This window comes from Vibrio sp. vnigr-6D03, assembly GCF_002835515.1.
In the GTDB taxonomy this organism is placed as follows: domain Bacteria; phylum Pseudomonadota; class Gammaproteobacteria; order Enterobacterales; family Vibrionaceae; genus Vibrio; species Vibrio penaeicida.
Map to the genome: position 1 here is coordinate 110,422 of NZ_PIZL01000012.1, position 20,293 is coordinate 130,714.

17 protein-coding genes are annotated in these 20,293 nt (G+C 44.4%); 9 read left to right on the forward strand and 8 right to left on the reverse strand.

The annotated features are described in order from the left end of the window. Nucleotides 1–73: 73 nt before the first annotated feature. Both CW749_RS08485 and CW749_RS08490 read right to left on the reverse strand, forming a co-directional pair. On the reverse strand, nucleotides 74–607 hold the full coding sequence (locus tag CW749_RS08485) for a type VI secretion system tube protein Hcp (RefSeq protein ID WP_101111595.1): 534 nt from the start codon (nucleotides 605–607) through the stop codon (nucleotides 74–76). Nucleotides 608–633: 26 nt separating this feature from the next. Next, nucleotides 634–2,025 (reverse strand): type VI secretion system ImpA family N-terminal domain-containing protein, encoded by a 1,392-nt coding sequence (locus CW749_RS08490; RefSeq protein WP_101111596.1) that lies wholly within the window; start codon nucleotides 2,023–2,025, stop codon nucleotides 634–636. Nucleotides 2,026–2,693: 668 nt separating this feature from the next. Between CW749_RS08490 and tssI the strand changes: the two genes are divergently transcribed. Genes tssI through CW749_RS08505 form a run of 3 tightly spaced genes read left to right on the forward strand, consistent with a single transcriptional unit; the run spans nucleotide 2,694 to nucleotide 5,556 of the window. Further along, nucleotides 2,694–4,685: a type VI secretion system tip protein TssI/VgrG gene (tssI, locus tag CW749_RS08495; RefSeq protein WP_180958357.1), complete on the forward strand. Its 1,992-nt coding sequence runs from the start codon at nucleotides 2,694–2,696 to the stop codon at nucleotides 4,683–4,685. Then, a complete protein-coding gene (locus CW749_RS08500) occupies nucleotides 4,685–5,248 on the forward strand; it encodes a Twin-arginine translocation pathway signal (RefSeq protein WP_101111598.1) in 564 nt (187 codons plus the stop codon). Before tssI ends, CW749_RS08500 begins: the two co-directional genes overlap by 1 nt. 11 nt (nucleotides 5,249–5,259) lie before the next feature. Continuing rightward, entirely contained in the window at nucleotides 5,260–5,556 is a 297-nt protein-coding gene (locus CW749_RS08505; RefSeq protein ID WP_101111599.1) for a PAAR domain-containing protein, read from the forward strand. A 96-nt stretch (nucleotides 5,557–5,652) separates the two neighbouring features. Here the strand turns inward: CW749_RS08505 and CW749_RS08510 are convergent, their stop codons facing one another. From CW749_RS08510 to CW749_RS08520, 3 genes are all read right to left on the reverse strand, one after another. Further along, nucleotides 5,653–6,018, reverse strand: coding sequence for a hypothetical protein (locus CW749_RS08510; RefSeq protein ID WP_145997839.1), 366 nt, complete (start codon nucleotides 6,016–6,018; stop codon nucleotides 5,653–5,655). Nucleotides 6,019–6,084: 66 nt separating this feature from the next. Beyond that, nucleotides 6,085–7,902, reverse strand: coding sequence for a S8 family serine peptidase (locus CW749_RS08515; RefSeq protein WP_237322401.1), 1,818 nt, complete (start codon nucleotides 7,900–7,902; stop codon nucleotides 6,085–6,087). Nucleotides 7,903–8,317: 415 nt separating this feature from the next. Beyond that, nucleotides 8,318–10,213 carry a sigma-54-dependent Fis family transcriptional regulator gene (locus tag CW749_RS08520; protein WP_101111602.1) on the reverse strand — a complete coding sequence of 632 codons (1,896 nt, stop codon included), beginning with the start codon at nucleotides 10,211–10,213 and terminating at the stop codon, nucleotides 8,318–8,320. A 346-nt stretch (nucleotides 10,214–10,559) separates the two neighbouring features. Between CW749_RS08520 and CW749_RS08525 the strand changes: the two genes are divergently transcribed. The 6 genes from CW749_RS08525 to CW749_RS08550 all read left to right on the forward strand — a co-directional run bounded on the left by CW749_RS08525 (nucleotide 10,560) and on the right by CW749_RS08550 (nucleotide 16,515). Continuing rightward, on the forward strand, nucleotides 10,560–11,648 hold the full coding sequence (locus CW749_RS08525) for an ABC transporter ATP-binding protein (RefSeq protein ID WP_101111603.1): 1,089 nt from the start codon (nucleotides 10,560–10,562) through the stop codon (nucleotides 11,646–11,648). 5 nt (nucleotides 11,649–11,653) lie between these two features. Next, a complete protein-coding gene (locus CW749_RS08530; RefSeq protein ID WP_101111604.1) occupies nucleotides 11,654–12,757 on the forward strand; it encodes an ABC transporter ATP-binding protein in 1,104 nt (367 codons plus the stop codon). After that, nucleotides 12,754–13,617 (forward strand): sugar ABC transporter permease, encoded by an 864-nt coding sequence (locus tag CW749_RS08535; RefSeq protein WP_101111605.1) that lies wholly within the window; start codon nucleotides 12,754–12,756, stop codon nucleotides 13,615–13,617. Before CW749_RS08530 ends, CW749_RS08535 begins: the two co-directional genes overlap by 4 nt. 11 nt (nucleotides 13,618–13,628) lie before the next feature. Next, complete coding sequence (locus CW749_RS08540) at nucleotides 13,629–14,429, forward strand: carbohydrate ABC transporter permease (protein WP_101111606.1); 801 nt, start codon at nucleotides 13,629–13,631, stop codon at nucleotides 14,427–14,429. 11 nt (nucleotides 14,430–14,440) lie between these two features. After that, a complete protein-coding gene (locus CW749_RS08545; RefSeq protein ID WP_101111607.1) occupies nucleotides 14,441–14,713 on the forward strand; it encodes a DUF2160 domain-containing protein in 273 nt (90 codons plus the stop codon). A gap of 80 nt (nucleotides 14,714–14,793) precedes the next feature. Further along, nucleotides 14,794–16,515 carry an ABC transporter substrate-binding protein gene (locus tag CW749_RS08550; RefSeq protein ID WP_101111608.1) on the forward strand — a complete coding sequence of 574 codons (1,722 nt, stop codon included), beginning with the start codon at nucleotides 14,794–14,796 and terminating at the stop codon, nucleotides 16,513–16,515. 120 nt (nucleotides 16,516–16,635) lie between these two features. Here the strand turns inward: CW749_RS08550 and CW749_RS08555 are convergent, their stop codons facing one another. From CW749_RS08555 to CW749_RS08565, 3 genes are read right to left on the reverse strand one after another with little or no spacing between them, the layout of a single operon-like run. Continuing rightward, a complete protein-coding gene (locus CW749_RS08555) occupies nucleotides 16,636–18,378 on the reverse strand; it encodes a toxin-activating lysine-acyltransferase (protein WP_101111609.1) in 1,743 nt (580 codons plus the stop codon). Next, nucleotides 18,368–18,844: a toxin-activating lysine-acyltransferase gene (locus tag CW749_RS08560; RefSeq protein ID WP_180958358.1), complete on the reverse strand. Its 477-nt coding sequence runs from the start codon at nucleotides 18,842–18,844 to the stop codon at nucleotides 18,368–18,370. The genes CW749_RS08555 and CW749_RS08560 overlap by 11 nt, the downstream gene beginning before the upstream one ends. After that, nucleotides 18,837–20,282, reverse strand: a complete 1,446-nt coding sequence (locus tag CW749_RS08565; RefSeq protein ID WP_145997840.1) for a protein adenylyltransferase SelO family protein — start codon at nucleotides 20,280–20,282, stop codon at nucleotides 18,837–18,839. The genes CW749_RS08560 and CW749_RS08565 overlap by 8 nt, the downstream gene beginning before the upstream one ends. Between the last annotated feature and the right edge of the window lie 11 nt (nucleotides 20,283–20,293).

Genomic DNA, 20,293 nt, shown 5'->3' on the forward strand with positions numbered 1-20,293 from the left:
ACGGTGTCCTAAAATGAGATATTTCATAAAAAAGACACGCCACAAAGTGTGGCATGTCTTAGGGATGGGAGGATTACTTACCAGATGTCATTTTTCCGGCTGGAATATCGTAAGTTACAACACCACCACTCGTACTAATATCACCACCTTCAGTTTCGTAGTTGTGCTTCTGAGAAATTGATGTGTAAGAAAGAGATAAGCTCTCGTATGGTTGAGAACCGTCAGTACCGCTTACGTTGTAAGTCACAAGACGTGCTTTCTCGAGTTTCACCTGAAAATAGACATCCACACCTTGACCATCGTTAGACGGCTTAGTGAATGCAACCTCAACGGTTTTTCCTTCTTTACCTGGGTTGAATAGGTAGCAAAGTAGATCTTCAGATGCACCATCAACTTCTTTTGTTACGCTTACTTCACTAACGCCAACCATGCCAGAATCAGCATTCGTTGCATTACCAATATCCATGGACACGTTACGAGCACCGCCCCAAGAGTAAGAGTTAATTGCAAACCAACCCTCATTAGTTCCTTCAGCGGTCTTTAGATCTTTCATTGTTGCCGCACCTTCAACTTGAAGCCCAGCAACACGCATGTAAATACTTGCCATGATTTTTCCTTATTTATAAAAAACGATTACCAACTCAGAGCCGACGAAGCGGATGCTTTAGGTTCGTTATCTTGTTTAGATGGGGTATCAACAGGGGAAGTCTGTGATACATGCTCTTCGACATCTGGCTGCTCAGAAACGGGAGGAGCAGCTTGAGGTGCCGGTGTGTTTTTAATGTCATCCGTCGGGGTACTCACCTCCGGCAACAAGATCTGATCGAGATGATTTAGCCCGGCGGAATTAAAAATTGTGCTCAAGGAGTCGCTGTTTTGCTCCGACATCATTTCTTGCAGCAGTTCCGGCAGAGATAGGTATCCCCATCGAATCGCTTTTTCTAGCAAGAAAGAAATTGGGCTGTGTGGCTCGCTCTGGCGAAAATAATCTGAAATCTCTCGCAATAAATGAAATGCCAGATCTCGATTCATGTTGTTCACGTTGCCTAATTCGGAAAGGTTATCCGCGCGTAACTGCTGAGGGGCAATATGAACAGGTTCAGTTGACGTATGAGCGTTGCTGGATGAAGGTGTTTTTTGAGCCACAGAAGCGGTGTTTTCCTGTGCTACGGATTCTTCTATCTCTAACGCTGCCACTTTGGGCTCTGTTTTTGCCGTAAGCTTGATGCCGCTTAAATGCACAAGAGCGTTTTCAACACGTGTGAGCAGTGATTTGGCGAACTTGAAGTTCGCTCCTTGTGTACTCACGCTTTGCGCATAGGTTGCAACCGATGCAGACAGACGATCCAACTGAGCGATACATCGAGCAACGTTCTCCAATTTGGATTGAATTGCCGAGCGCTCTTGGGCAACGGTGGTCGATAATGAAGACTTAAGTTGGCTTATTTCACCTTTGCGTTCTGCACTTTGAAAGTCAAAGAATGTCACACTTCCAACCAATGGAAGTTGCAACATAGGTGCATAAAGAATCGAGCTTTCTTCGCTATCTCCCACCAATTGGAAAAACGCCTTCACCTTGGCTTCTGCCTGTTCAATGGCTTGCGCTTTCTCACCTTCCGATTTCAGCTTTTCTATCGGAAGTACGGGGTTTAGCGCTGCCCAATGATTTTCAACCAAGTCTGCCAACCATTCTAGGCTGTTTGCTGCGCTCTCTATCGTTTCATCAAGAAGAAATTGCGCAGCAACAAACCAAGAAATTAGCTCTATATCCCTGGTTGTATGGGAAAATTGTTCTAGCAGAGTATTTGACAGAGCTTGCCAGCTCGCCACACATGCTTCCTCTAAGGCTTCTTTCTCCTCAGCACTTGGGTTTTGGCTAAGTTTACGCAGCGATGTTTGAGCCACGTTAAATTCATTTCTCAAAGGACGAAATGCACTTTTGTTGAGTTTCAGGAACACACCGCATGCTAAATCGTCGCTAATCGGAGTAGAAAGTTGCTCAATTTGATGCTTTAAAAATGGCATGTTTTCCTGCTTTATTATTGCTCAATCAATAGTTCTGTTTACTTAAAAAACATAGGGACGAAACGTTATAATATTGCTCACCCTTCGCTATCGCATTCAATGACAGTAAACAACCGAACGAGTTTGTTTAGCTGTTCATTTAATTGGGGTAAATAACATTTCGCTAATATAGAATTCGATAAGTGATATTTTTATAAACTGAGTGAAGAGTATATATTTGAGCTAGATTTTAAAAAGACCTATTTACGTCACATTTAGACGGGGTTTAGGTCACAATCATATTAAAAGCCAAATTAAAAATAATACAAATACCAATTAAACAACTGTTTATAAAGGACTTATAACAGAAAAACATTAAGAAAACCCTAAATAAAATATATCTTAAACACAGCCCTAAAAGTCTTACATTCAACAAGGGATTAATGTTTATTTTTTTCAACCACCCTTTAAATATAAGGGGGTTAATCGATTACATAGGAATTACCTATTAAATTAAAAGTTAATTCCTATTGAATTAATCATGAACTCACAATAAATTAGAAAATATATAAAAATAAAAATGTCTAAAACACCTATTAGTATAGATGTCAATTTTATTTAATCATTTTAAGCGCCCACCCTTTAAACAATTCAAGAATTTTGTTTATTTAATAGTGATTTAAGTGAATATGAGCAACAGCGAATTAAAGCACCAAAGTCGTTCCCTAATAGCAAAACTATCAGACAACAAAAATTACATCGTCACTCAATTAATTGGCGAGGAGCGTGTTTCTGAGGGGTACCTGTTCTCATTGTCTATCGCTGCGAACTCAGAAATTGATGTGAAAGTTTTGGGTAAATCGGTCAGCGTTACTTTCAACCAACCGTCTGGCAAGCGCTACTTTACTGGCCTGTGCAGCTCCCTTCAATTCACAGGTCACAGCCGAGAAAAACAACAGTTTTACTATCAAGTAGAAATGGTTGATCCATTCAAGCTATTGAATTATCGACGCAGTCGCCAAGTCTTTCAAAACATGACGACTAAGCAAATTATCGAAAAATTGCTCGGCGAATCTGAACTGAAAAGCTTTGTTCAATTCTCAGTATCAGGAAGTGGGAAGAAACACGAATATTGCGTGCAGCTCGACGAAACCGACCAAGCCTTTATCCTTAGATTACTGGCGAATGAAGGTTGGCTCTTTTATGTACGTCATCAATCCAGTAAGCCATTGGTCGTCATCGGTGATTCTAACCAACGTTTCGAGAAGTTGACTCATTCAGCCCTAAGCTATCAAGAAGGGGGCAACAAGGCACTGCCCACTTTATCTACGTGGAGCCAGTCCTACCAAATTGGTACGGGGAAAGTGTCGTTAGCAGACCACACACAAGCACTAGCGGAAAAGTTTGAAAGTGGTGAAAGAAAAAGTGCCGAAAGCTACGCTTCCACAGCCCTTTCTCAGGAGCTTTTCGCTTATGGATTAGAAAACAAAAATGAAGCTCGCGATGCAGCAAAAAGACAAATGGAAGCCTTAGACCTCCAAAAATCTGCCTCGCATTCAGCATCGAACATCGCAGAACTGGCGTGTGGATATAAATTCAAACTAGAAAACCACCCGCTGAAGTCGATGAATCAGGAATACGTGATTTCCCGTATCTCTCATCAAATTTCGAGCGAAGAGTCGCATGGTGACATCAGCTACAGCAATCAGTTTACTTGCATCCCTGATTCTTTGGTGTTTCGTCCAGAGCGTCGTGAAAAACCACGAGTTCATAGCCTGCATACCGCGGTCGTAACCGGTCCTAAAGGCGAAGAAATTTATTGCGATAAAATCGGCCGTGTGAAGGTACAGTTTCACTGGGATAGAAACGGAAAGAACGATGAAAATAGTTCGTGTTGGCTCCCCGTTTCTCAAGAGTTGGCAAGCAAAGGGTTTGGCACGCAGTTTACACCTCGCGTGGGTGATGAAGTCTTGGTCCAATACATTGATGGCGACCCAGATCGCCCTGTCATCACTGGCTCCCTTTACAACAAAAACAATGCCGCGCCTTACAGTTCAGGTTCCCAAAGTGGCATCAAAACCCGCTCTACTCCGAAAGGAGGCAGTAAACAAGGGAACGAGCTTCGCTTTGAAGATAAAAAAGACAAAGAACAGGTCTTCCTACATGCCGAAAAAGACTGGGTACTGGACATTAACAATGACAGCCAGTCCACCATCAAGGGTATGAAAACAACCAAAGTCGAAAAAAGCGTGTCGGTGTCTGCCAAAGAAGACATCACGATAGAAAGCGAGAAAAAGCTTACTGCCAAAAGTAAAGACAACTGGACAGGTGACAGCAGCAAAGATCTGAGCCTGAATGCTGGTTCAAACGTGAACGTGTCCGCTAAATCCACAGTGAGTGTCGACGGCAGCCAAGTTTCAATCACAGGAAAAAGCAAGATTGAATTGAAAGTTGGAGCAAGCAAGATCGAAATCAGCGCGAGTGGTATCAAGATTGAAGCACCTCAAGTTTCCGTTTGCGGAAAGGCGAAAGCTGAAATGAAGGCGGCAATGGTCAACGTAGAAGGTCAGGGCAAAGCTGATATCAAAGCGGCACTGGTTTCAGTAAACGGCAGTGCAATGACGCAGATTAAAGCAGGCGCTATGGTTCAGATTCAAGGTGCGATTGCGAAGGTAAACTAATGACGCTAATAAAAATTCCGCACCAAGATGTAAAAGACATTCTGGATCTGTATGAACCCAACGACGCATTCGCTGAACTGGCAAATGAACACACGACACCAATAAAACTGATTTCTCGCGCTATGGAGCAAGAGTTATTCGCTGATGCAGTCGCTTTTCTGGCCCATGCCCTGCCCGTTCGCGAATCTATATGGTGGTCGGTCACTTGCGCTTCTTCACTCTCTCACTGGAATGAAGACGAAGCCAATGCCGTTCGTGCTGCCAAAGCTTGGGTACACACCCCTGATGAAACCAGTCGCCGATTCGCCGAACAGATGGCGAACAAAGCGAGTTTGGAAAACGGTGCTGGCTGGGCAGCGCAAGCTGCATTTTGGAGTGGTGGCAGTATGATTAAACCGGAAGATCCAATGGTCCCGCCACCACCGTATTTGTATGCACAAGCGGTAGCGGGCAGCATCAATCTTTCTGCGGTTCTACCTGATGGAGAACAAGCAAAGGAGCGCTACCACATTTTTGTTGAGATGGGATTAAACATCGCATCCGGTGGAAACGGACAAGTTTAGGAGGAAATACCATGTTGCCAGCAGCAAGAGCCACAGACATGCACTTATGCCCAATGCAAACGCCTGCCCCTGTACCCATCCCTCATGTTGGTGGACCATTACTTCCTTTACCAACAACGGTTTTGATAGGGAATTTACCCGCGGCAACAATGGGACAGGTATGCGTTTGTGTAGGACCACCAGACAGCGTTGTTAAAGGCAGCGCCACGGTGTTGATTAACAACAAACCTGCAGCTCGAATGGGGGATACAACCGCGCATGGTGGGGCAATTATAATGGGTATGCCAACGGTCCTCATTGGAGGTTAAGAGATAGCCAGTCGTGAAAACTTGGTTGGCGCCGAGTATCTTCTAGGTCATACCTCAATGTAAAGTGAATCCAACCGTGCCAAGTGAGCTGTTTGTTCATTGCTGAAACGGGTCGGCATCTTCATGCATTTCTCGTTTCGGCACGGGTTCTATGTAATCGACACAAGGTTCACCAGCAACATTATTCACTTGTTCTGATCTCATCTTCACTATGAACACGTTGTCGTGAATCAGCTCACTGATCACGTCAATCTCTTTGGATTGCAGTTTTGAAAAGACATCCCCTTTACAGTGAGTTGAGAACTTAACGTAGTATTTCTTTAGCTGTTTACTGCTGTCTTTGTTACCGCTGTCTTGATGACTGTTTTCTTTGTCATTATTTATCGAATTATGAGCGCTCGCGGTTACGACGTTCATCAACAACCCGATAGTAATCATTCCTAGCTTAAGATACTGACTCAATATGTTTTCCACCTAATTAGGTTTGGGTAAAAAAATAAAGTGCCTCCGAAGAGGCACTGAAGCTATTTACAAATTACATACGTGTGACCAGCTGTTGTCACTTCCTGGTACTGAACGTGTCCACCAAATTGCTTGGTAAACCGCACCATTGTGAACAAGCTTGTCGCCACCAGCTGCATGGTTGGGATTACCTGCCCAATCTACTTGCGGCCAATCAGGGTAAACATTCACACCCGTCGCATCACAAGCAGTCGGATCAGGAATTGGCTCACCGCCATTACAACCAAGATCTAAGTACTCTTTTGCCGCTACAGCATTGACCAAACCGTGACCAGTGCGGTTGTCTTTACCTGCTACGTCAATATCCGTTGCTGTTTTGGCAAGTGCTTTACGAATATCTGCTGCGGTACATTGCGGGTGGTAACTCCAAACAAGTGCCGCGACACCGGCAACATGTGGCGTCGCCATCGATGTACCGTTGTAGTATTGGTAGTCCTCACCTTTAGTTACGCTAACCGTAATAGGCTGACCCACCGATCCTGCAAGCTCTTGACCAAGCGTACGGTCTACAGAAACTGAAACAATAGGCGCTTCGTTTTTCTCATCCACCAAGAATGGGTTTTGAAGCCCTGTCAGTTCAGTATTACTGTAGACAATCGCAGCTGATGCACCTGCAGTGTTACACGCTTTTACAGCATTAATTTCAGGGCGATAGGTGCCTTTTTGGTTTTCGATTCGCTCAACCAAACACACCTTGTTTTTCATATCACCACAAACGTATTTACCAGTGCTGACATCACACGCCGCTAAAGCAAGCGTCTGAGAACCATCGATTGGGGTTGGCACAAATTTAGACTGTGCATTTTTGATATAGCGGTTGTGTGGAACAATACCGCGAGCATAAAAACTTTGCCCGTTAAGCTGAATATCCGCCAAGATACCTTCACCCATGGTCACTGTAGACAATACGGATACACCCGGTGCAGACACTTCCACTTGATTGGTTGCTTGTGAGAAATCGGCATGGTCAAGTGCTGTATCCACTGCGGCTACGGAGACAACCGAGTCGTAAGAAGCTGGGTAGCTGTGTGCTGTATTACCTGCGTTACCCGCGGCAGCAATGAGCAGAACACCGCTTTTCTGATGACGGCTAAATGCGGCTTTTTCTGTTGCGTTTGAGCGCTTACCCCCCAAGCTCATGTTCACAACGTTCGCCCCGTTACTTGCACAGGTATCAACGGCTTTTACAAGATCGGAAGAATACGCCCACTTGCCATCTTTAAAGACTTTAACACTGTGCAAATTCACATTTTGGTTCGGCATCACGCCCACCACACCTGCATTATTTGCAATGGCTGCGATCGTGCCCGCAACGTGTGTACCATGCGCATTACCTGCACCGGGAATACTCCAGTCGCCAGTCCCTGTATCGTTGGTACCTGTTACTTGGTTAGTCGCCAAATCATTGTGCGCAACATCGTACCCGGAATCGATAATACAAACCGTACGATTACCTGCATTGGTATCAGCAAGCAAAGTAGCACCTACGGAATCTTGCCCCCATGGCGTAACTTCACTGAGCAGGAATCTAGGCTCGTCAATTTCCACATACTCAACATCTAGATTTTGCTGAAGGGAATTAAGAGCAGTATCGTTTAATTCAACACTGTAGATTGAACGGTTGCCGAGTTTATCGACCTGTTGTGCGTTAACGCGATCCAATACAGACTCTTGAATCATTCGTGCACCTGAAAAAGGGCTTAACCCGTATTTTTCAGGGGTGCTTGATAGGTCATCCTTAAATTTGACTAAATATTTTACTGGCAGCTCTGCCTCTGAATTACCACTAAATTCATCGGCTACAACATAGCTGGAAGTGAACATCGCCAAAGCCAACACTGTGGGTTTGAAAATCCCAATATTTTTCTTGTGTAACTTCATCATTTACTCATTTCCTTAATAATAAGCATTTATGCAAATCGCTCTTGAATGCTTCTGTTAAGATGCTTTCCAAAAGCTGACCCGCTATAAGTCAACGCTTACAATTTGAGCAAATAATTTATAAATTTAAATTCTGTGCAATGGTTTGCATTCTCACTTTAAACATATTTAGTTAACATCTGGAAATTAAACAGAATACCTTATAAATCAATATGTTAATAAGGAAATTATGCTTACACATTCAATTTGACCACATAAAACCACATTATTTTAGCGAGTTAACAGAAGCCAAAACGACCAAATAAAAACCAAAAAACAATCAAACAAACCACAAATCGATCACAACACAACCAAAGGTTTACTTTAAGCCACTTTCCCTTAGGCGTTTGTATAACGTATTTCGGCTAATATTCAGTTCTTTCGCGGTTTTAGAAATATTGCGATTCATCCGCTCATAGGCTTCAAGCCAGTCTTCTTTTTCTTTGAGTTCGTTTTCGGCGATTAACTCATTGTGAGGCGCAATAAAGGGGCGAATATTCGACTCTTGTGGTGTATTGATATGAACATCGGACAAGAAGTCATCGGGCAGGTCATCAACTTGTATGGCGTCGGGCTCTGCCATAGCAAGGGCGATCTGAATCACACTCACCATTTGACGAATATTGCCTGGCCAAGGGTGAGATTTGAACAAAGACAGCACTTCCATTGAAATCTGTCCCGGTTGTTCATTGGAAGAGAATTTACTCAGTAGGTATTGGACTAACGCATCTTTATCTGTTCGCTCACGCAGCGGTGGCAAAGTAATGTTTAGCCCCGACACTCGGTAGTATAAGTCTTGGCGAAATTTCCCAGCTTCCACATCTTGCTTGAGGTGTCGGTTGGTGGCAGACACCAGCTTGAAATCGACAGGATAAGATGTGGTTGAACCAAGAGGAGTCACTTTTCTTTCTTGGAGAACGCGTAACAAGCGAGCTTGCACATTGAGCGGCATATCTCCGAGTTCGTCTAGGAATAACGTGCCTTTATCGGCTTTTCGAATCAACCCGATATACCCTTTTGTGTGCGCCCCCGTAAACGCGCCTTTTTCGTAACCGAACAATTCGGATTCAACCAATTCAGAAGGGATCGCCGCGCAGTTTACTGCAATTAACGGGGCGCTCGCCCTCTCACTAGAAAGATGAAGCGCGTTTACAAACACTTCTTTACCCACACCTGTTTCACCATTAATCAAAATAGGAATGTCGGTGTTCAGGATCTTGCTGGATTGTGTGATTGCCTTCGACAACCTTGGGTCGCCCATGTTTAAACGATCCAAATCCAATACATCGTCTTTCGCGACGCCTTTAACGGAGGAGGGTTTAGGTACATTGCGAAAATCCAACGAACGACCTTTGGGGATCTTGGGTGGCATCACGATGCCATGAAAATTGAAATTGTGCTTTGAGCGCAAAACCAGTGGAGTATAAGCAGGGTGAGCAAGCAATTGGTCCATTCGAACATCGAATAATTGATCGAGATTTTGCAGCGCTAAGTCACAACCGAGCACCACTTCTGCACGTCGGTTTGCCGACACGATTGTCCCCTGCTCATTGAATACGAGGAGTGAAGACCATTGACTATCAATGTTCTCTTCACTGGTGTTGAACCAAAACAAAAAATGATCAGAGTTAAAGCGAGACACAATCAACTGGTTTTCGATAGCTTGTGACATCAGCTTTACCATGCCAAGCGTATGGGCTGTGGGCATGTAGGTATCACTGGAAATCGACAGCACTCCAGTCATGCGTCTTTCAGCATCAAACAGAGGCGCAGCCGACCCTGTCATAAAACGATTTGATGCGAGGAAGTGTTCATCATGGAAGACTTGAACAATAGAACCTGTTTCCAGTGCCGTGCCTATCGCATTCGTCCCAATAAGCCCTTCTTGCCAATGAACACCATGATCAAACACATGAGGCTGGTTCTCTTGGAAGAAGCGCTGCTCCCCCCAACTACTGAGTACTTGCCCCGTCGTGTCTGCAAGCATCACTAGGCAATTACTATTGGACAGAAGGTTGTCATAAAAAGGCAGCACTTTTTGCTGCGTTGTTTGCAGCAGCCCATGGTGTTTATCCAGCGAAAGACCAAAGTCTGATTCGCTGCTCATTTCTATTTGTGGGGTGCTGGTATGCGCCAGCCCAGCATCGTGGCAACGTCGCCACGAGCTCTCTATGATCGACTGATGGGAACGATCATTGTTTTTATATTCGTCCATGAAATCCACATATACAGCTAAGCAAAAGCTCGAAAGTGCGAGCAAAAATGTTCGAAAACGAAAGTAATGTTCAATCAGTGTTCAACTCAAATTAGCACAAACTGAACACTTTGAACACATTTCGTTAACAAATGTGATCTTGCGCTGTTAACACTAAAATCCGCTAAATCTCATAAAGTTAAAGTGATAATTTTATTAATTCATTGTTTATTCAAGAGTTAAAGTGTTTAAAACGGTCAATATTTTCGTTTAACAACAAATTGGCACATTTCTAGCAATAACGAACATTATCGAAAATTTTTTATATCCAAGAATTAGACATAATTTCGAAGTTAAGGAGAACTTAGTGTCATTAACACTTGAGCAGGTAAGCAAAATTGTGGACAACGAAGTCCACATCAATGAAGCCAGCCTCACGTTTGAACCGGGGTCGTTTAACGTCCTGTTGGGGAGAACGCTCGCAGGTAAAACTTCATTGATGCGATTAATCGCTGGGTTGGATAAGCCCACATCCGGAAGAATTCTGGTCAATGGTGTCGACGTAACAGGCATGCCTGTACGTGAGCGCAATATTTCTATGGTCTACCAGCAATTCATTAACTACCCCAATCTAACCGTATTTGAGAACATCGCTTCACCTTTACGTTTGGCTGGCATGGCGGAGAAGGAAATTCAGGAACGTGTTCACGCCACCGCCGATATGCTGCGCATTACCGATTTCTTAAAGCGAGTGCCTTTAGAACTTTCAGGGGGTCAACAACAGCGTACCGCTATGGCAAGGGCTCTAGTGAAAGACGCTGAAATCATTTTATTTGATGAACCCTTAGTCAACCTCGACTACAAGTTGCGCGAAGAATTGCGCCAAGAGATGCGAGAACTTTTCCAAACTCGCCATACCATTGCAATTTATGCCACGACAGAACCAAACGAAGCGCTTGCGCTAGGTGGAACCACCACCATTTTGCATGAAGGCAGTGTGGTGCAATCGGGTAACACAGCGGAGGTTTATCACAAGCCTAGCTCGGTAGAATCCGCAACCTTGTTCAGCGAACCACCTATTAACCTTATGCCTGGCAAAGTCACCGACAGCGAAGTGTGTTTTGATGAGAAAGCCCACTTCCCACTTAACCAGTCTTTAAAACACCTTGGACAAGGGGAGTACATTTTTGGTATTCGCCCAAGCCACCTCAGCTTACTGCCTAAAAATGATGACGATATCGAGCTATCTGTTCAGGTAGAAGTCGCCGAGATCAGCGGATCGGAAACGTTCCTTCACGTGTGCAATAACCATTTTGAAATGGTGCTGCATTTACCCGGCGTACACAGTTATGACGTTGATGAATCCATCAAGATTTACATCCCTATTCATAAGTTTTACGTGTTCGGCATGGATGAAGAATTGATCCATGCCCCTAGTCATCATCTTCTGGGGTAATTGAAATGGTTCAGATAACTCTAAATGCGTTAGCGCATACATACGACAAAAAGAAAGGACCGGATTCAACGTACGCGATCCAAGAAATGACGCACACTTGGCACCAAGGTGGAGCATTTGCCTTACTTGGTCCGTCGGGTTGCGGTAAATCTACGTTGTTGAACATTATCTCTGGCTTGATGAGTCCATCCGACGGCGAAGTGCTGTTTGATGGTGTAAAGGTGAACGACATTCCACCGCAAGACAGAAACATCGCACAGGTTTTCCAGTTTCCGGTGATTTACGACACCATGTCGGTGTACGACAACTTGGCGTTCCCTCTTCGTAATATGAAGGTGAATAGCGCCAAAATTCACTCTAAAGTGACCGAAATAGCCGAGATCCTAGAACTCACCCCTGTTCTGAAAAAACGAGCAGAGCACCTTACAGCGGATGAAAAGCAAAAAGTATCCATGGGTCGCGGACTGGTTCGGGATGATGTTTCTGCCATTTTGTTCGATGAGCCGCTCACGGTTATCGACCCACAATTGAAGTGGAAACTTCGCCGTAAGCTCAAGCAGATCCACCAGCAATTCAACATTACCATGGTTTACGTTACCCATGATCAGCTCGAAGCCTCGACCTTTGCCGACAAAATTGCAGTGATGTACGAAGGGCAAATTGTGCAATTTGGTACGCCACGGGAACTGTTTGAAAAACCCAACCATACGTTTGTGGGCTACTTCATTGGCAGCCCCGGCATGAATCTTATTGAAGTGATCCCAACAGAGCATGGTGTGCGTTTCGACGACATTGACCTGCCGCTTTCGGCTTCCCTTCACGAACAGGTTCAAAGTGCCAACACTCATAACATCAAGATCGGTATTCGCCCTGAGTTTGTGCACGTGTGGGAGAAAGAAAACAGCTCCGCCATTAGAAGTGAGGTTTCCCATGTGGAAGACCTTGGTACTTACAAAATTCTTACGCTCAAAGTCGGTAATCAAGAAGTGAAAGCGCGCTTACAGGAAGACCAACCTGTTCCTGTGAATGTCGCTTATATCAGCTTTCCTGAGCAATGGACCATGGTGTATTTGGATGAATTTTTAATTGGCGAGAGGGAAAACTCATGAACAAGGTGAACAACAACAAAGCCTGGTTTTTAGTGTTGCCAGTATTCCTTCTGGTTGCTTTTAGTGCGGTCGTACCTTTAATGACGGTCGTGAACTATTCATTGCAGGATATTTTTGATGCCAATACCGCCTACTTTGTAGGGACAGAATGGTACAAAGAAATGCTGAACGACGAGCGTCTTCAAGGGGCTTTGTTTCGTCAGTTTGGATTTTCATTCGCCATTTTAATGATTGAAGTACCGCTTGGAATCATGGTGGCGCTAGCGATGCCAGCAAAAGGCAGAGGCTCAGTTTTTTGCTTGATCGTACTAGCGCTACCCCTCCTCATTCCGCTTAATGTTGTGGGCACCATTTGGCAGATATTTGGCCGTGCCGATATCGGCTTGTTTGGATGGGCGCTCACCAGTCTAGGCGTCGACTATAACTACGCAGGTAATCCAGTTGATGCTTGGTTCACTGTACTCCTTATGGATGTATGGCATTGGACATCGCTGATTGCACTGCTTTGTTATTCGGGCTTGCGCGCCATTCCAGATGCGTACTACCAAGCTGCGCGTATCGACCGCGCTTCTAATTGGGCTATTTTCCGATTCATTCAGCTTCCGAAGCTCAAAAGCGTTCTGTTGATTGGGGTTCTGATCCGCTTCATGGACAGCTTCATGATCTACACCGAACCGTTTGTTCTAACAGGTGGTGGTCCAGGTAACTCTACAACGTTCCTTAGCCAAGCACTCACTAAAATGGCCATTGGCCAGTTCGATATTGGTCCAGCTGCGGCGTTCTCCATTATCTATTTCCTAATTATCTTGCTGGTGAGTTGGTTGTTCTACACCGCAATGACGCACACAGAGAACAAGTAGAGGATTGAATCATGACTAAATCAAAACTATTCGGCCTCATCGCATACGTGATATTTCTGCTACTGCCGATTTATTGGTTGCTCAACATGTCGTTCAAAGAGAATCAGGAGATTCTGAGCGGTTTGAGCTTCTTCCCTGAAACTTGGACGTTTCGTAATTATCAGGTGATCTTCGAAGACCCAAGCTGGTACATGGGATACATCAACTCCATCATCTACGTGGTGATGAATATGTGTATCACGCTTGCCGTCGCCTTACCTGCTGCGTATGCGTTTTCACGCTATCGCTTTGTTGGCGATAAACACCTGTTTTTCTGGTTGCTGACCAACAGAATGGCACCACCTGCGGTTTTCTTGTTGCCATTTTTCCAGCTGTATTCATCAGTTGGGCTATTTGACACCCATATTGCCGTCGCACTCGCACACTGTCTATTTAACGTGCCGTTAGCGGTTTGGATTCTTGAAGGGTTTATGTCGAGCGTACCTCGTGAAATCGATGAAACCGCCTACATCGACGGTTACACCTTCCCGAAATTCTTCGTCAAGATTTTCTTACCTATGATTCGCTCGGGAATTGGGGTTTCCGCCTTCTTCTGCTTCATGTTCAGTTGGGTCGAGTTGCTCTTAGCAAGAACGCTCACCTCGGTCGACGCTAAACCGATCTCTGCTGTGATGACCCGAACCGTGAGCGCCTCGGGTATTGATTGGGGCGTATTAGCGGCTGCGGGTGTGCTCACCATTCTACCGGGCATCTTAGTAATTTGGTTTGTGCGTAACCACGTGGCGAAAGGCTTCGCCCTCGGACGAGTTTAAGGAGACACATCATGAATTGGATGGCATGGACTACTCCATCAGCACTGTTTTTTACAGGGATCGCTTTGATCCTTATCACTATGACAATTTTGGAAATCAAATACCCGTGTGTAGAGCGCAAAGGCTTTTTGCCTATTTCAACTACACGTGGCGACAGACTTTTTATTGGGTTACTGAGCGGAGCTTTCATTCATTTGGGGTTCGTTGGGCTTAGTGAAATCAATATTTGGGTGCCTTTTACTGTCTCTGTAATTTGGCTATGTACCGTACTGAAATGGGGATGATGACGCGATAAGCATACGTAAAGGTATGTAGAAACATAACGTTATAACGTGAAATATATAAATAACAGGAGTTATTAGTAATGCAAAAGGATATGAAGAAAACCTACTTAGGACGTTGTATGTCTCTGGCTCTGCTGATGACAGCCGTGTCACCAATGGCGTCTGCCGATATGGCAGCGGCAAAGAAGTGGCTGGAGTCTGAATTTACGCCATCGACCCTTTCTGTTGATAAGCAACAGGAAGAAATGCAATGGTTCATTGATGCCGCTCAGCCTTTTAAGGGCATGGAGATCAATGTTGCTTCCGAAACCATTACCACTCACGAGTACGAAGCGAAAGTCTTGGCGAAAGCGTTCTACGAAATCACAGGAATCAAAGTTAACCATGACTTGATCCAAGAAGGTGATGTTGTAGAAAAGCTGCAAACCCAAATGCAAACAGGTCGTAACATTTACGATGCGTACGTCAACGACTCCGACTTGATTGGTACACACTTCCGCTACGGTAAAGTGGTGCCTATCAGTGATTTCATTGCGGGTGAAGGCGCTGTGGTGACCAACCCAATGCTGGATCTGAAAGACTTTATCGGTCTGAGCTTTACCACAGGACCAGACGGTAAAATATACCAACTTCCAGACCAACAGTTTGCCAACCTTTACTGGTTCCGTGCCGACTGGTTTGAGCGCGCTGATTTGAAAGCCAAATTTAAAGACGCTTACGGTTATGAGTTGGGTGTTCCGCTAAACTGGTCTGCATACGAAGACATCGCTGAGTTCTTTACGGACAAAGTAAAAACTATCGATGGCGAGCCTGTATACGGCCATATGGATTACGGTAAAAAAGACCCATCTTTGGGTTGGCGTTTTACCGATTCATGGTTCTCCATGGCGGGTGCTGGCGACAAAGGGATTCCAAATGGATTACCTGTCGATGAGTGGGGTATTCGTATTGAAGGCTGTCAGCCAGTTGGTTCTGATGTGTCTCGCGGTGGTGCCACGAATGGTCCGGCAGCCGTTTACGCAACGACTAAATACGTAGATTGGTTGAAGAAGTACGCGCCACCAGAAGCTCAAGGTATGACCTTTGGTGAAGCAGGTCCAGTTCCGGCACAAGGTTCTATCGCACAGCAAATCTTCTGGTACACCGCCTTTACTGCGGATATGACCAAACCGGGCTTGCCAGTGGTAAACGAAGACGGCACTCCAAAATGGCGCATGGCACCTTCGCCACGCGGTCCATACTGGGAAGACGGCATGAAGCTGGGTTACCAAGATGCAGGTTCTTGGACCTTCTTGAACAGTACGCCACTTGATCGCCGTAAGGCAGCATGGCTGTACGCGCAGTTTGTTGTGTCTAAATCTGTAAGCTTGAAGAAGACATTGGTTGGTCTAACGCCAATTCGTGAGTCGGACATCAACTCTCAGGCGATGACAGACGCAGCACCTAACTTAGGTGGCTTGGTCGAATTCTACCGCAGTGATGCACGTAAGCAATGGACACCAACAGGTACAAACGTGCCAGATTATCCAAAACTGGCGCAGCTTTGGTGGCAATACGTTTCGGAAGCAGCAAGCGGCGAGAAAACACCACAAGAAGCACTGAATGGCTTGGCGAAAGCGCAAGACAAAGTACTTCGTCGCCTAGAGCGTAGTAAAGCTCAAGGTGATTGTGGTCCTAAACTCAACCCTGAAAAAGGCGCGGAATACTGGTTGGCTCAACCGGGTTCTCCAAAAGCCAAATTGGCCAACGAGAAACCACAGGGTAAAACCATGGCATACAAAGATCTGATCGCTTCTAAGTAAGTGGCTTCTGAATAAGAAGTTCAGATCACCTTATTTGCTTCTGGCTTAGGGAATCTAGAAGCAAACCAGCCAGCAATGTGTAGGGCATTGCTGGCTTTTTTTAGAATTCTTATGGGGCTTCTAAACCACACACTGAGATTCGAACTGATGGGCGCGCTTTAATTCTCTTTCGATGTTAAGGAAAAAGTTAACAAACTGATTAAAATCGTAATTCTTACCTTCTTTAAACAACGAGGAAACGAACACCCTTCTTTGTTCGTTTGTCACTTTATCGGACAGAAACACGTTGGCTAGATACAGTGCCAGTGGATAGTTTGTACTGTAGCTTACCTTTCTTGCATCAGCATATTGCGCGAGTTGCTCTTTGTAATCGGAGAGATATTTGGAGCAAGATTCGACGATACTGTCAGCACGACTGCCTTTAACGTAATTATTCTCAATAAGGTACTGAGTCAACAGCAGCTCCCCCGTCAGCGCTAAGAACTCTTTGATTATCGGTCTATCTTCAATGAGCTCATCACTTTCCAGCGAATTCAATTCAAAATGAATGGCATGGGAATACTCGTGTGCTAGCGTGAGTGCCGTTGGAACAGAAGCATTGTATGGCGAGTACACGTAGATTGGCTGCTTTCTCCCCATGTACTTACAAAACGGTCTATCGATACTGTCTGACAGGGCTCTGGGATCGACATAAACTCGTTTATTCAGTGAAGACAAATCAAAACTGTTCGATGAAGGTTGGTCACCACCGACCAAAATCTTTGTCCACGCATCGTTCATCATGTCGATCACTTCGAAATAGCTAAAAGGTAAGAAGACCTGCTCTAATTCATAATCCACGTAATCAACTGAATAGTCCTTTGCCAAGCGAGAAAGCCCGAGTAACAAATTCATATCAATAGATTGTTGTTGGTGCTTGCTCAGTATTTGAGCGTGAGAACTTAAGAGAGACGAACATCTCGACATAACCTGTTCAGACTGGGTTGCCATAAGACTATACATCTCTCTTGTCTGCGTATCGTTTCTATCTAGGAGTAATCTCAACTCGTACTTTCTGAGGATGTCGCTTAAGTCAGAATGTATTTCCCGAGCTTGGTGAAGGCTGAGTTCGCTCATCGAGTTCAATTTTTCTATTTTTCTTAGCATTTTCCTCTTTTGAAAATTGCTTCCTCGAAAAGCGGCTTTTCTTTCATTTCCACCAACCTTCACTCTGTCTGCCAAAGCTACCGAATCGAGTAGAAACACTTCATTCAAAAGGTACTTACACATTTGGCTGACCCCTCCCCATGGCGCGATCATATCAAAAACAAACAATCGCTCACCTGAACACCAATCCGCTTGCTCTAGCTGTTGGAACTCATTACTGATGGCGTTATGGCGTTTTTCACTCAATCGTGCCCAACTTACGACGCCAAAGGGGAAGTCATTGGAGTCATAGAAAATATGAAAATACGCGTTACAAACTGGAGGGATTACACAAGTGGAAATGTACTCGGCCGCTAAATAGTTATGGTGAAGATCAGAGCAAGCCATAAGCTCAAAAAAGTTGCCTAGTGCTCGATAAAAGTCATTATCAATATGCACACTCAATGGGCTGACTAACTTACTCCAATTTGAAGATGGGCTGACTTCAAAATGTTCAAGCACTACGCTATCAGTAAAGACCTTAAACGATTGCGGTCTCCCCTCATTGGAATAGGTTATTTCAACCTCATCTTTCTCGGTAGCGCGAGACAATATTTCGTAGAGTTTACCCAAAGAATAATCGGAACTGCCGTCAAGTGTAAAAATGAGCGCGCAGACACCAAGAGTTCTTTGGTAAGACAACGGTTCATTCAGGACTGGAGGGATGCTAACTAACATGGCTTACCTCGCGAACCTTAATGTTTCCTTTCTTTCCAAGGTAGCTGATGATATCTCCAGGAAAAAAAGCAGAAGCCATGAATTTTTTTACTGAATCTATCTTGCATTCACTGTTTGATACAAAGTGAGTCACCAAATAATGCTCGCCTTCTTTCCAACCGAGGTAATGGTGCCAGTTGGTTAAGGCGCTGACGACAGTTTCTGGCGTATCCAAGTCCACTTTTTTCCAGATAAAAAAGGCAACTGGGTGATTATTCTTATTAAAACAAACAAAGATATTATCCATTCGAATAGCAGGAAGTATCTTATTTAATACGTCAAACTGAGTGATATCAATTTCTTTGTTATTATGGGAGAGTATCGCAATCACACAACCAAGCTTATAATAAATATCATTAATGCTATTCGACACTGTATTCTGGCTAGACGTTGTTCCTCGACTAGATAATTCTTTTTGACTAGACAATGTAATACTCCTTTATTTTATTAGAACGTTTGATCTTGTCATCAACATATTCAGAGAAAACGGCATAAATATTATCGCCTTTTATCATTTCGGAGATGTCCTGCCTGATTAAGTCATAGTGTAAATAATCCATATTCAGATTAGACTCGTTGTAAAAGCAAAATCTTTGGCGAATGTACTCATCGTAATCTCCACCGCTCTCCGCTAGAATATCTTTGATGTCAAGGAACATGGAATGCTCTAAGGAGCTACTGTCAAAGTCACGATCGGCAAGCTTTCCAAACAGTGTATCAACTGTATGAAATCCATCCCCTTCGTTATGATAAGTCACGCCATATTTCTCTTTCGCCCCTCCCATAGTTAGGTAGCGATAGATCTTTTTTGACAACCTCTCGTAAGTACTGCCCAACGGCGATTGCTCTGTATATTCGAATCCAAAGATAGAACAAAACCTCATGTGGCATTGTTTTTCGAAGTGGTAAATGAATTTTTCCACATAGTCAGATGAAGAAATATTAATGTCTCTTCTGTACCAATTAATCGTATCTATAAAACCACTAATGGAACTCACTATATTCCGATACTCGTAAAGAAAACCAGGGTTACCCATTGAAGTTGATATATTTTCGTAACTTCCTAAGGAAGATATCGTACCAAAATCTAAATATTTCCCGCTGATGCCTATATTTGAAGAGGTAATAGAACCATGACAAATACGAAATAGACGAGCACAAGCCAGTTGTTCCGCGAATCGTTTTACAATGCTGTCCAAAATAGCCTCTGGCGTACTACTATCAGCATAAATGGATGAACATATGTCTTCGAACTGATCGAGTGCTGCTTTTACTCTCAGTGATTCCGATAAGAGCGGCTCGTTTCCTCGGGGCTCAAAATACGGTGACAGCTCAAAATGCCCCATGCGCACTTCATTTTCTCTTACTGCTATCGCGTATCGCTCTTCACCTTCTAGAATGTTTCCTATATCGATGATGGCTAAGCACCTCACCGCGCCATGTGGAAGCATAGCGTGGCATACCTCACCCCATAATACTTCATTGAGCATTTCCGTTAAGCTTGCCATACCAGTTCGATAGTGATCTGGTGTTATAGAACCGATCAAAGGGGTGGGTCCGATACCTTTGCATTGAAAATCGCCCTTGAGCCCAGCACGACCACCACCGCCATTGCCAGCTAAGAGCTGACCGCCGTATCGTTCAGCGTAAAATGTTGATTGATCCGCCTGAAGGTTACTTTCATCGACTGGCAACGTGGAAAAAGAATAGTTGTCTAAAAGCCACGTATCTATGTCATCTATATGGTCTAGACCGTAGTCTCTAATCAAGTCTAAATTTTTCCATGCGACGCTTGCACCATTTACTTTCGATGTCACAAAAGGAACAAGGCTCGTAGTCGGTAAGTTAGACATCTTCTCTATCATATTCTGTCCCC